The sequence below is a fragment of the Methanoculleus sp. UBA208 genome, from assembly GCF_002498065.1.
Lineage (GTDB): Archaea > Halobacteriota > Methanomicrobia > Methanomicrobiales > Methanoculleaceae > Methanoculleus.
This window is the reverse complement of sequence record NZ_DAFZ01000014.1, coordinates 1-12,934: the sequence shown is the minus strand read 5'-3', so window position 1 is coordinate 12,934 and position 12,934 is coordinate 1. Positions and strand designations below refer to the sequence as shown.

The following is a 12,934-nucleotide window of genomic DNA, read 5'->3' as shown; positions in this document are numbered from 1 at the left end:
GCGCCCTCCATGGGTTCAACGATGGTGACGTTTGCCTCGGCGGTCTCGTTCCCGGCCGGAGTCGCATTCCCCGACAGCACGAGCCCCGGCGGCACGAGAACCGTGTCGATGATGTGGACGATGCCGTTGTCGGCCGTGATATCGGATGCAACAATGCTCGCGTTCCCTATCGTGAGGTCGCCGTCTGCCGCCCCGACGGTGAGGTTGTCCCCGGCGAGCGTCTCAAGAACCGTCTCGTTTCCGGTGCCGTTTGCCTCCATCACCAGATCTTCTGCGGTATAGTTCCCCCTCACCACATGGTGCATGAGCAGGGCATCAAGCGTCTCTGTATCGTTCGAGAGTCCGGCAAGGGTCTCGTTGCCGAGAGCCTCAAAGGCGGCGTTGTCCGGGGCAAAGACCGTATACGGCCCCCCGGTAGCGAGCACCGTCCGCGTGAGTCCCGCATCCTCGACTGCGCCCGCAAATGAGGCCAGGTCTTCATTCTCCGCGACCAGGTCGGCCAGCGTCATGTTCGCCGGCTCTTCCCCGGGGGTCACGTTCCCGGCCGGAGCGACCATCATCCCCTCCGGGACGACGATGACGACACCCTGCATGGGTGTCCGTTGCGTCGAGGCGTTGAGCGTACAGCCGTACGGGTATGTCCCCGTGTCGTTGAACGCGTGTTCGAACGTCTCGTTCTCTTCGATCGGCCCGGAGTCGAAGAGCCCACCCGTGCTGGTGACGGTATGGCTTACCTCACCGTAGTTCGTCCAGGTTACCGTTGTATTGCCCTCGACCGTGAGCGAGGCGGGGATGTACGCACCGCCGCGTATCTCGACATCGGCGGTCGCCGCGAGAACCGGCAGGGCAACGAGTCCGATTGCCAGGGCCGCTACGAGCCCGAGTATGGTTGGATTCCTTCTCATGCAGTCTCACCACGTTTATGAACCATGGCAGGGAGAACGGCCGGCATCCCGGAGTCGGGCCCCGAACGCACTTCCTGCCTCCGGGGGTTCACGATACCGGGGATACCTGCCCGAGCGGTTCGGCACCGCTCGCCGCTGCCACGGGCCGGAAAATAATCTCATAAATATATAAATATTATTATGTCCCCTGAGAGCCAAATCCCGGGGACCGGGCCGGCCCCTCTATCGAGAAAAATTTATGGGAGCGGGCCGTTCAGAACGGCCCGTCCTGTTCGAAACTCCTCCCGTACCGGATGGCGAGTTCCGCTTTGAAGAGCTCTTTTCCAAGGTAAGCGGCGTGGTCGAGCCGGGAGAGGCTTGCGTTTGCAAGAAGCGTGTAAAAGACGTCTTCCCAGCACTTTCCCCGAACAGCACGATCCTTATGAACCGCGACGATAAAACCCCCCTCGATCCCGATGCGGATGCACCCGAGGGGGTCGTAGACGATCTCGTCCGGCACGGGATGCGCATCCATGATGCTGCCATACTCCAGCGGAGGTTCGCGCCGTCGCCGTTTCTCCTTCAGGATCAGGAGGTCGAGCCCCAGGTCTTTGGGATACGGGCGATCGGTCACGAGGGCCATCATCTCTGTCGCCCGCCGCATCTCCGCAACCGATCCGGTTGTCTTGTCGCTGTGCTCGCTCGTGAAGACGACGGCGGCCCCGACTTCGTGCGCCATCCCCGCGAGCAGCGCGTTCGCCCCGGGCGAATCAGCGTCCAGCAGTTCCGCGACGTTGCCGGCCCCGAAGAAGAGCGGACGCGGAGCCTCCGAAAACCCGGCGAGTGAATCGACGAGCCCGGACCCCACCGGCTGGAGAAGGGGGTCGGCGATCAGGCAGCGGATCCCGGCATTCTCGGCGGCGGCAAGGTTCTCCTGAAGCGTCCGCTCACGCGGCACCACGACCGCGGCCGCCCCGGCTTTTGCGACCGCCTCACCGACGACGGGGATGTTTCCCTCGTGCAGGGAGAGCACCAGGTCGGCGCGGGAGAGCGCCGCTGCGATGAGGGCGGGGTCCTGCGTATCGACGGCGAGAGGGCCTTCGACCTTTGCGAGGGGCGAAAAACACCTCTTCACGTCGGCGGGGGTCGCGTCGAACCCGAACCCCAGGTCGACGATATCGGCCCCGTCGGCAAAGAACCGCCGGACGTCGGCAAGGAGATCGTCGCGCCTGTGCGCGTCCATGATCTCCGCGAGCACCTTCATCCTCGAACCCCCGCCGATTTTCACGCCCCGGATGATGAACTCCGCCTCTGCCTCCGCTTCCCGGAGCGCCACCTGCCGGCAGGCCTCCTCACGCCGCGTCTGTGCGAGGAACTCGTCGGCGGGGACGGTCTTTGAGAGCCGGACACGATCCAGCACCGAAAGGACCAGCGGGAGATCGGCCGCATGCCGCGGGCCTCGGTAGACCGGGACGCCGGTCTCGCGCTCGACATCGGCGAAGGATGCGGTGCACATCCCGGAGACGATCGCCGTGTCGTAGTCACCGCCTGAAAGCAGCCTCCGGAGTTCGCCGGGGGCGAGAAACGACGCGATATCGCCGGTGATCACCACATCTATCTCGTAGCGGTCGCCGAAACGCTCAGCCGCCGTCTTCACGATTCCGGCCGTTGCCGATCCGGTCGGGAGGAGAATGCGCATAACACTTTACTTATTATTCAGAGGATGACAAATAATCTGATCTCATGCTGCGGTGCGACCTGCATGTCCACACAAGGTTCTCCAAGGACGGAGAGAGTAGCGTGGAGGAGATCCTCCGGCGAGCGGAGGCGGTCGGCCTCGACGCCATTGCGATCACCGACCACGACACGGTGGAAGGCGCCCGCTACGCCCTCGAGTGCGACACCCCCGTGACCGTGATCCCGGGCACCGAGATATCGACAAGACAGGGCCACCTGCTCGCTCTCGGGGTCACCGAACCCCTCCCGAAGGGTCTCGACTTCTTCGAGACCGTCGCCCTGGCCCGCACCCGGGGCGCTCTCCTCATTCTCCCCCACCCCTACCACCGCTGGCGCCATGGCGTCGGGAGAAGACTCGCGGCCGGTATCGGAGCGGTGGACGCTGTGGAAGTCTTCAACAGCCGCTACATCACCGGGTCGGCGAACCGGAAAGCCGCAGTCATCGCACGGAGATTCGGAAAACCCGGCGTTGCCGGGAGCGACGCCCACAACGCGCGTTACGTCGGGTTCGGGGTAACCTACGTCGCGGCCGAACCGGATGCGGCCTCCATCCTCGCCGCGATCCGGGGAGGGCGGACGATGGCGGGAGGAAGGATGACCCCGCTCCACACCTACACCCGCCAGTCCATCAGGGGCGCTCTCCGTAGAATTCGGCGAACGGTACATCAATGAATCTGGCATTCCGCTTCTCATATTTCGGGGACCGTTTCTTCGGCTCGCAGATGCAGCCGGGGCTCCGCACCGTGGAGGGCGAGTTCATCGAGGCCTGCAGGATTCTCGGGCTCTTCGACGACTGGCGGGAGGCCAACTTCGTCACCGCCGGCCGCACCGATCGCGGGGTGCACGCCCGAGGCCAGGTCTGCTCGTTCCGGACAGGTAAGCCGGAACGGGCGATCGAAGCGCTGAACGAGGTGCTCCCGGCCGACATCTGGTGTACGGCGTGGGCCGGGGTGCCGGGCGGGTTCCACCCCCGGTACAGCGCCGCATCGAGGACCTACCGCTACTATTTCTTCGCCCCGGACAACACCGCCGCCATGCACGAAGCGGCGCAGGAGTTCCTCGGGCGGCACGGCTTCTCCTCGTTCGCCCGCGTCGGCGACCGGAACCCGGAGAGGACGATCCTTGCTGCACGGGTCTTTGAAGACGGGCCGTTTGCAGTCTTCGAGGTGACGGGGGAGAGTTTCCTCTGGAATATGGTCCGGTGCATGGCGACGGCGCTCGAACGGGTGGGAAGGGGCGACGCCGGCGCCGGGGAGATTACACGGCTCCTTAGAGATCCGACGGAGCAGAGAATCCCTGCGGCCCCTCCCGAGGGACTGGTCCTCTGGGATATCGATTGCGGAGTCTCCTTTACGCCACTCTCGATCGACGAAAAGAGCCGCCGGCACCTTGCCGACCGCCATCGCTACCACGCCGTCATGGCGGAGGTGGCTGCACGCCTTGCGCCGGACACACCCCAATATAAAACTTTCTGATACGGCAATCTGGCTCAGAAAGGATAGGGAAACAGACCCACATTATTATCTCTGTTTTCGAAAGGATCAGGCCGCAGGCAATAGATCTTCCAAACGCGGTGCGGCAGGAGAAATCGGGCATTCTACCCACCATCCAGGGCTTCTGGACTTAACGCTTCCGGATGACGATACCCGATAAGACCGAACACTGCCGGAATCGTAACATATGGATCCTTTATCCATTCATACCGCGGGATAACCGACCCCCTTCCCCAATCCAAAATGCTTAAATACCCAGATACAGTTTTGAGCGCACATTTGTTAATCAAATTAGATCCATTTTTGAAATAGTTAAGGATTCAGGTTTAATAATAACCTATTAATATATGCCAGCACAGTCCCGTTTCAGTACGTCAAGAGGGGAAAGCGGATGTACGACAAGGATCCGGTTCGGGCGAGGCCACCCGCTCATGTAGAGGGGTTGTTCGCCGAAGAAACAACTGTGCCATTGCCGCAGTACATAGATGCAGAGAGAGACAGATGGGTTGAACGGCACGTACCCCGGAGCATCGGACAGGAGAGCCCGATAGACGTCCCTGCCCTCCGTTATGAGGCCCAGGAGCAGATCAATCCTCTACGGACGCCGACGGTTCCGGGGAAACGGCGGATGGCGAGCGAGACCGCCGAGGCTGCCGCCATCCCGTCCCGCCGGCCGGGCACGGTGAGGACGCTTGCGGCGATCCCATGTTTCGATGAGGAGGTTGCGATCGGTTCCGTCGTTCTCCGGGCCCGGCAGCACGTCGACGAGGTTCTGGTGATCGATGACGGGTGCACGGACAACACCGTGAAGGTCGCCCGGGATGCCGGGGCGACCGTCATCTCGCACGGAACCCGGAAAGGGAAAGGGCAGGGGATAAAAAGCGCCCTCAAGTATGCGGTCGATCACAACTACGACTGTCTGGTCCTCATGGATGGAGACGGCCAGCACAACCCCGGGGAGATCCCTCTCCTGGTCGAGCCGATCCTCGCCGATACCGCCGACCTCGTCATCGGCTTTCGGGCCTTCGGCCAGATGCCCTTCTACCGGCGGTTCGGCCGGGCAGTGCTCGATATCGCCTCCAGCACCGGCAGTTCGATAACAGACTCACAATGCGGCTTTCGGGCACTGAACAGGAAAACCATCGAGTCGATGTTCGGCGCGTTGCGAAAAGATGACTTCTCGACCGAATCCGAGATGCTCCGGATCGCTCAGGAGAAGCACCTGCGTATCGGGGAGACGCCGATTAACTGCAAATACGGAAACTTTGACACATCCACGAAGGATCCCCTGTCTCACGGAATAGAGGTGCTCGGATCGATATTCTGGCTCGCCGTGGAGAAGAGGCCTCTCCTGCACATCGGGCTGCCGGGGCTCGCCGCGATGCTTGCCGGGATCTTTTTCCTGCTTCAGTTCCTCCAGGGATTCAGTGAAACGGGCCTCGTCCCGATCGAACAGGGCATGCTTGCATCGTTCCTCCTGATCCCGGGAACCGTCGCACTCATGCTGGGCCTGATGCTTGCCCTCATTGCAAGGATGCGGGAGTGAGCAGGGGTGAAAGGCACGATGCAGAGGAGAGGTGTAGAATGATCGGAGTGATACTCGGCACACGGCCGGAGATCATCAAGATGTCTCCCGTCATCAGGGAGTGCGAACGCAGGAGTATTGATTACTTTATCCTTCATACCGGGCAGCACTACTCCTACGAGATGGACCGGCTCTTCTTCGAGGAGCTTGAACTTCCGGACCCGGAATACAGCCTCGATGTGGGTTCCGGGACTCACGCCGGCCAGACGGCGAAGATCATGACCGGTGTCGAGGACGTCCTCGAAAAGGAGTCGCCCGACGTCGTCCTGGTGCAGGGGGACACGAACACCGTCATGGCCGGGGCCCTCGCGGCATCGAAACTGCATGTGCGGGTGGGGCACATCGAAGCGGGTCTCCGGAGTTTCAACCGCTGGATGCCCGAGGAGATCAACCGGGTGCTCACCGATCATATCTCGGACTATCTCTTTGCCCCGACAGAGAGCGCCCGGAAGAACCTCCTCGCGGAGGGCATCGTGGACCGGAAGATCTGCGTGACCGGCAACACCGTCGTCGATGCGATATACCAGAACCTCGACCTATCGAAGAAAAAAAGCAACGTTTTAAAAGACCTCGACCTCGAGCCCCGTGAGTACTTCCTCGTCACCGCCCACCGGCAGGAGAACGTGGACAACCGGACACGGCTCAAAGAGATCTTGAAAGGGCTTGAGGGGGTGCAGAAAGAGTTCTCCCTGCCGGTCGTCTTCCCGGTCCACCCGAGGACCGAGAAAAGGATTAAGGAACTGGGCATCGGTGTCGACGGGTTGAACCTTACCAAACCCTTCGGGTTCCTGGAGTTCCTGCAGCTGGAGTCGCAGGCGAAACTCGTGCTGACCGATTCCGGCGGCGTCCAGGAAGAGACCTGCGTTCTCGGCGTCCCCTGTGCTACGATGCGCTACGACACGGAGCGGCCCGAGACGCTGGATGTCGGATCGAACATCCTCGTGGGGGCCGACTCAGGGAAGATCCTTGAAGGGGTCCGCTCGATAGCTGCCTGGAAGTCCGGCTGGAAGAACCCCTACGGTGACGGAATCGCCGGAAAAATGATTGTCATGGTCTGTGCGGCCGCACGGTCCCAATGACAGTTCAAGGAAGATGCACATGAAGATTTGCGTGATGGGATTAGGATACATAGGATTGCCGACCGCACTGCTGTTTGCGGCTCACGGAGCGGATGTTGTAGGCGTCGACGTGAAGCAAGATGTGGTGGACAGTCTGAACCACGGGAACCTGCCGTTCAGGGAACCGGGGCTGGAGGATCTGTATCGCGAGGCTAAAGAGCGGTTTTGCGCGAGGACCCAGCCCGAGGCCGCGGACGTCTTCCTGATTGCCGTGCCGACACCCCTGGATCCGGCAACAAAGGTCTCGAACCTTTCGTACGTCAAGAAAGCAGCCGACATGATCGCCCCCCACCTTGCCGGGGGAAACCTGGTTATCCTCGAATCGACCGTCCCGCCCGGAACCAGCGAACGGGTCGTCATCCCGAGACTCGAGAAGAGCGGTTTCGCCGTCGGAGACTTCCTGTACGCCCACTGTCCCGAGCGGGCAATCCCGGGGCGGACCCTGCAGGAGATGGCGGGCAACAGCCGCATCATCGGCGGATACGACCGGGACTCCACCGACCGGGCGACCTCGATCTACCAGACCTTCGTTCGCGGGCAGATATACCAGACTGATGCGCGGACAGCGGAGTTCGTCAAGTTGATGGAGAACACCTGCCGCGACGTGAACATCGCGCTCGCGAACGAGTTCGCCCAGCTCGCGGAGGAGTGCGGGATCAATGTCTGGGAGGCCATCGCCCTTGCGAACAAGCACCCCCGGGTCACCGTCCTCAACCCCGGCCCGGGCGTCGGGGGTCACTGCATCGCCATCGACCCCTGGTTCCTGACCGAGAACTCAACGCGGTGCAAAATGGTCTCCACGGCGCGGGAAGTCAACGATTCCATGCCGAATTATGTTCTGCACGTCACCCGCAGCCTGCTTTCCGGCATCAGAAACCCGACGATCAGCATCTTCGGTGTCGCCTACAAGGGCAATATCGGCGACACGCGGGAGAGCCCGGCATTTAAATTCATCCAGCTCGCCGAAAACGAGGGGTATGCCATCAGATGCCACGATCCGCACGTGGCGGAATTCCCGCACCCCCTCATGGACGCCCGGGACGCAGCGGCCGGGAGCGACTGTATCGTTATCCTAACCGATCATGACTGCTTCCGCACGATCGAACCGGCAGCGCTTCGGATGAGAACGAAGTTCGTCATCGACGCCCGCAACATCCTTGACCACGAGAAGTGGACCGGACAGGGTTTTGCCGTCCGCGTGCTGGGTGACGGTTCGTCGGTGCAGCAGGCGCCGCTGGATGAGATCACGGCCCCCGCAAGCCTGTATCCCGCAGGCGCTGCGCGTTCGATCGCATCCCCATCACCGCCGTCCATTTCCCTGCTCTCTCCGAACGGGCGGGAGGATTTCCTTTAGCCACCGCACCTTGACAGGGAAAGGACCGGCCGGCCTCCGGCAACAGCATCCAGATATCACGAGGAGTTGCATGAAACAGGTATGCATCGTATCACAACATTTTCCACCAGAAAAGTCAGGAAACGCATCGCGCATATATGATACCGCCGTGCATCTTGCAAAACTGGGCATCGGCGTGACCGTGCTCGCGCCGCACCCCACGTTTCCCACCGGCTCGTTCCCCCGCACCTGGAAACGGTCGGACGTGCAGGAGGTCGACGGAATCCGGGTTGTACATCTCTGGACCTGGCAGCCGGGCTCGGGGGACCCTGGGTTTGCAAGCAGGATGGCCTACTACCTCCTCTTCCCGCTCCACGCCGCACTCTGGCTCCTTACCGCCCGGAGCCGGTTCGATGCGATCGTCACGTCGTCACCGCCCCTCTTCACCGGGATCCCCGGGTATGTCCTGAAACGGACGTCACGCGTGAAGTGGATCCTTGACATCCGCGACCTCTGGATCGACGCATCGATAAGTCTCGGTTTCATCCGGGAGGGGAGCATCTACGAGAGGATGAGCCGGAGGTTCGAGCAGATGTGCCTTTCGCAGGCGGATCTCGTCGGGGTCACGACGGAAGAGCTCGGGCGGAGGATCTCGTCGCGCTACCGGGTCACGGCCCCGATGGAGCTGATCCCGAACGGTGTCAACACCGACTTCTTCCGCCCCACGAACGGCGAAAAGAAGCGGCAGATTGTCTACGCCGGCAACGTCGGACATGCCCAGGACCTCGATAAGGTGGCCCTCGCCGTCAAGTCGATGAACGGCACCTACAACCTGAAGTTCCTCATCGTCGGCGACGGTGATACGAGGAAACACCTCGAGAAGCTGGTGAAAGCGGAGAGCCTGACCGACTCGATCGTCTTTACGGGCACTCTTCCGCGTGAGGAGATCCCGAGGCTGCTCTCCGAATCGCTCGTGGGGGTGGCGCCCTTAAAGAGGCTCGAGAACCTCGAGTACGCCGCCCCCACCAAGGCTTACGAGTACATGGCGTGCGGGATACCCTTCGTCGGCTGCGGAAGCGGCGAGATTGCCCATCTTGCAAAGGAGTCGGGCGGGGGGGTCATCGCCGATAACACCCCGGAAGCGATCGCCGCGACGCTCTCGGCGCTCCTAGACGACCCGGAGAGGATGGAGGAGATGGGCCGCCGGGGCCGGGAGTACGTCGCGGAGCACTACGACCGGCGATCGGTCGCCCTGAAACTGAAGCAGTATATCGAGAGGATGACATGGACGGGCGCCTGACAACGCTTCTTTCCCGGGTTACCGGGGAGGTCCGCGAACTCGCCGTCGACGACGGCGAGGCCGCGTACATCCGCGACCCGGTCTTCGGCATCATCCGGAACCGCGTGCACGCCGAGGTCTGCAAAGCGATGCTCCGGTCGGGCGGGGACCCGCTCGTGGGCCCGATCCTGAACTATGTCGCGGCATGCCAGAACCCGGACGGGTCCTACAACGAGATCCATGTCAACTACAACGAGCCTTCGGCACTGATCACCGCGTTTATCGGCGACGCGCTCCTGGAGGCGGCGGACCGGTACCCGCACGAAGAGGTGCTCCGGAAGGCCCGGGACTTCGTTGTCGCATCCGAAAGGAAACCGGGCTGCTTCCTGAAGTCCTCGGGATATACCGCCGACCACCTGAACGTCGACGCATCCTGCGGGGCGTTCCTTGCCCGGTATGCGGAGCGCTACGGCGACGAGGGCGCCCGGGCGGCGGCGCTGCGGGCGGTGGAGAACATCGTCCGTCACCAGTGTAAATGCGGCGTCTACCCCTACGCCGTCGATAAGGGGACCTACCCGTACGTCTTCAAACTCCCCTGCGTGCACTACCAGGGGGTGACGATGTACTACCTGGCGAAGATAAACGACGTGCTCCACGACGACCGAATTGACGAAAGCCTCGCGAAAGGTGCCCGGTGGCTCGCAGATGCCCAGCGCCCCGACGGACGGTTCGACTGGTCGAAGAGCGGGCTGTCCTTCGCCTACTACCTTTCCGGGGCGTACGCGTTCGCCCAGGCCTCCTTTGTCTATGCCTCCCGGACGGACGACCGGTACCGGGAGCACGCCGACCTCTGCCTTGATTGGCTCGATAAGAACGTGCAGGGGCTCGCCCCCCGGTGGGAGCCGGGGGCCTGGATCGATCTCGTCCCGTCCGTCGCCACGGCAGCAAAGACGGCGTCGCTCGGGAGGTATCCGCTACGGCACCGGGCGTTCCGGTTCGGCTACGGCATGTACCGCGAGATAGCCCGCAGGCGTTACGGCAGGACCGCGGAGACGCAGTCTTTTGAGGCGCTCTGCCGGCTGCTCGGGATCCGGACGTCGACCGTGGAACCGTCGAACAACTACCCCGATCTCTTCATGACATCGGAGATGCTCGACTGTCTCAGCCAGTCGGGAGTATGGGGGGAACATGCATGAAACAGGTATTACTCGACCTGCAGTCAGGGTCTATTCAGGTGGAGAACGTCCCCGTTCCCGCCGTAACGAGGGGGGTCGTCGTCGAGAACGCCTACTCCCTCATCAGCGCCGGCACGGAGTCGTCGCTGATCAACCTCGCACAGCAGTCGCTCGTCGGCAAGGCGAAAGCCCGGCCCGACGACGTGAAGAAAGTTCTCCAGAAGGTCGGGACGGACGGCCCCCTCTCGGCATACCAGCAGGCGATGAGCCGCCTTGCAAAACCGGAACCGCTCGGCTACAGTTGTGCGGGCACCGTTGTGACGACCGGATCCGACGACTTCGAGGTCGGCGACCGCGTCGCCTGCGCCGGGGCCGGGTACGCGGTGCACGCCGAATACGTCGCGGTCCCGAAGAACCTCTGCGTCAGGATCCCCGACGGCGTCGGCTTTAAGGAAGCGGCGTTCACGACCGTCGGGTCGATCGCGATGCACGGTGTCCGGAACGCGAGAATAGCGGTGGGCGAGAACGTCGCGGTGATCGGGCTCGGGCTGATCGGGCTTTTAACCGTGCAGATCCTCAAAGCCGCGGGGTGCCGGGTGATCGGGATCGATATCGACCGGGAGAAACTTGCGCTCGCAACAAGCCTCGGTGCCGACGTCGTCTCGAACTACGACGGCCTCGCCGAGAGGATGAACGCCTTCTCGCCGTTCGGCGCGGACGCGGTCGTCATCACCGCGGCCACCCGGTCGAGCGCCCCCATCGAGGCCGCCGGCCGCCTAGTCAGGGATAAGGGCAGGGTTGTGGTCGTCGGGAACATAGGGATGAACGTGCCCCGGGATGTCTTTTACGAGAAGGAGGCGGAAGTCGTCGTCTCCCGGTCCTACGGCCCCGGCCGCTACGACCGGAACTACGAGGAGCGGGGGATCGACTACCCCATCTACGTCCGGTGGACGGAGCGGAGGAACATGGAGGCGTTCCTGGAACTGGTGCGGCAGAAGAGGATCGACCTCGATCGCCTGATCACCCACACCTTCCCGCTCGAGGAGGCGCCGGAAGCCTACAACCTCATCAACACCGGAAAAGAGCGGTTTATCGGGGTCCTCCTGCAGTACAGTCCGAACGGTTCGGGCGCCTCCGGCACCGTCACCCGCCTCCCGGAGCCCGGGGCACGGAGGCGAAAGGTTCCGGCCGGGGCCCGGACGCTCGGGTGCATCGGTGCCGGAGTCCACGCCCAGAGCGCCCTCTACCCCCACCTGACGGGACTCCCGGTGAACCTCGGGGGCCTCGCGACCGCGACGGGGCTCTCGGCGCACGCGGTGGCGAAGAAGTACGGGTTCGCCTACTGCACCACCGACTACCACAGGATCCTCGAGGACCCCGACATCGACGCGGTGATGATTGCGACTCGAAACGACCTCCACGCGCCCATGGCGATCGACGCATTGCGTGCCGGAAAAGACGTCTTCGTAGAAAAGCCGCTCGCAACCGATATCGACGGGCTCCGTCAGATCGTCGCGGCGTGGAAGGAGGCCGGGCAGCGGCTGACGGTCGGGTTCAACCGGCGCCACTCTCCGCTCTCGCGGAGGATGAAGGAGTTCTTCGGGAACAGGGCGACACCGATGGTCCTGCACTACCGCGTCAACGCCGGACAGATCCCGCCCGGGCACTGGGTGCACGACGACGAGCAGGGCGGCGGCATGCTGATATCGGAGTGCTGCCACTTCATCGACTTCATGCAGTACATCACCGGAGCACGGCCGGTCCAGGTCTACGCCCGGGCCATCGAGCCGACCGGGACCCTCCGGAAGTACGACAACTTCCAGGCAACCCTGACCTTCGACGACGGGTCGCTCGGCACCGTCACCTACACGACGCTCGGCGACCGCTCCTACGCCAAAGAGACGGTCGAGGTCTTCTGCGACAACGCCGTCGGGAGGATCACCGACTTCCGCGACCTCGAGCTCCGGCGGGACGGAAAGGCAGCAAGGGAGAGGCGGTGGCTCGCCCAGGAGAAAGGGTTTGCCGAGGAGCTCCTGGCGTTCGTGAAGGGCGAGGAGCCGGACTTCGCCGGCAGTGTCGCGACGACGCTCGCGACGTTTGCGGCATGGGAGTCGATCGATACCGGGGTGCCCGGGGAGATCGATCCCGGGCGGGTCGGGTTGTGAAACAGTCCAACCAATTTTTGCGATGTCTAAGGACGGGCCCCTTTACGGCCTTGATAGCGAAGCCGTCCCAAAAAGCCCCTGTCGGGAAAGGGGCACGCATCGTTTATCGCCATTGGGGAGAGCGACTGGCCGTAGGGCAGGAGCTCGAGAAGAACGAAGTTCTTC

10 protein-coding genes are annotated in these 12,934 nt (G+C 62.9%); 8 read left to right on the top strand and 2 right to left on the bottom strand.

The features are described from left to right. Together BRA62_RS00960 and BRA62_RS00955 are read right to left on the bottom strand one after the other, a co-directional pair. Positions 1-905, bottom strand: a 905-nt coding sequence (locus BRA62_RS00960) for a fasciclin domain-containing protein (protein WP_292364186.1), incomplete at its 3' end; no start/stop codon positions are given. A gap of 253 nt (positions 906-1,158) precedes the next feature. After that, positions 1,159-2,583 (bottom strand): dihydropteroate synthase-like protein, encoded by a 1,425-nt coding sequence (locus BRA62_RS00955; protein ID WP_292364185.1) that lies wholly within the window; start codon positions 2,581-2,583, stop codon positions 1,159-1,161. Between the two features lie 44 nt (positions 2,584-2,627). Here BRA62_RS00955 and BRA62_RS00950 point away from each other — a divergent pair, with 44 nt between their 5' ends. The 8 genes from BRA62_RS00950 (at position 2,628) to BRA62_RS00915 (ending at position 12,769) form a co-directional block, all read left to right on the top strand. Next, on the top strand, positions 2,628-3,293 hold the full coding sequence (locus BRA62_RS00950; RefSeq protein ID WP_292364184.1) for a PHP domain-containing protein: 666 nt from the start codon (positions 2,628-2,630) through the stop codon (positions 3,291-3,293). Continuing rightward, complete coding sequence (truA, locus tag BRA62_RS00945) at positions 3,290-4,096, top strand: tRNA pseudouridine(38-40) synthase TruA (RefSeq protein WP_292364183.1); 807 nt, start codon at positions 3,290-3,292, stop codon at positions 4,094-4,096. The genes BRA62_RS00950 and truA overlap by 4 nt, the downstream gene beginning before the upstream one ends. A gap of 646 nt (positions 4,097-4,742) precedes the next feature. Beyond that, positions 4,743-5,660 (top strand): glycosyltransferase family 2 protein, encoded by a 918-nt coding sequence (locus BRA62_RS00940; RefSeq protein ID WP_292364182.1) that lies wholly within the window; start codon positions 4,743-4,745, stop codon positions 5,658-5,660. A 38-nt stretch (positions 5,661-5,698) separates the two neighbouring features. Continuing rightward, positions 5,699-6,778, top strand: a complete 1,080-nt coding sequence (gene wecB / locus BRA62_RS00935; protein WP_292364181.1) for a non-hydrolyzing UDP-N-acetylglucosamine 2-epimerase — start codon at positions 5,699-5,701, stop codon at positions 6,776-6,778. Between the two features lie 13 nt (positions 6,779-6,791). Then, positions 6,792-8,171, top strand: a complete 1,380-nt coding sequence (locus tag BRA62_RS00930) for a nucleotide sugar dehydrogenase (RefSeq protein ID WP_349680529.1) — start codon at positions 6,792-6,794, stop codon at positions 8,169-8,171. 70 nt (positions 8,172-8,241) lie between these two features. Then, entirely contained in the window at positions 8,242-9,450 is a 1,209-nt protein-coding gene (locus tag BRA62_RS00925; protein WP_292364179.1) for a glycosyltransferase family 4 protein, read from the top strand. Continuing rightward, positions 9,435-10,625 (top strand): prenyltransferase/squalene oxidase repeat-containing protein, encoded by a 1,191-nt coding sequence (locus BRA62_RS00920; RefSeq protein WP_292364178.1) that lies wholly within the window; start codon positions 9,435-9,437, stop codon positions 10,623-10,625. Before BRA62_RS00925 ends, BRA62_RS00920 begins: the two co-directional genes overlap by 16 nt. Beyond that, a complete protein-coding gene (locus tag BRA62_RS00915; protein ID WP_292364177.1) occupies positions 10,622-12,769 on the top strand; it encodes a bi-domain-containing oxidoreductase in 2,148 nt (715 codons plus the stop codon). Before BRA62_RS00920 ends, BRA62_RS00915 begins: the two co-directional genes overlap by 4 nt. The last annotated feature ends 165 nt before the right edge of the window (positions 12,770-12,934 follow it).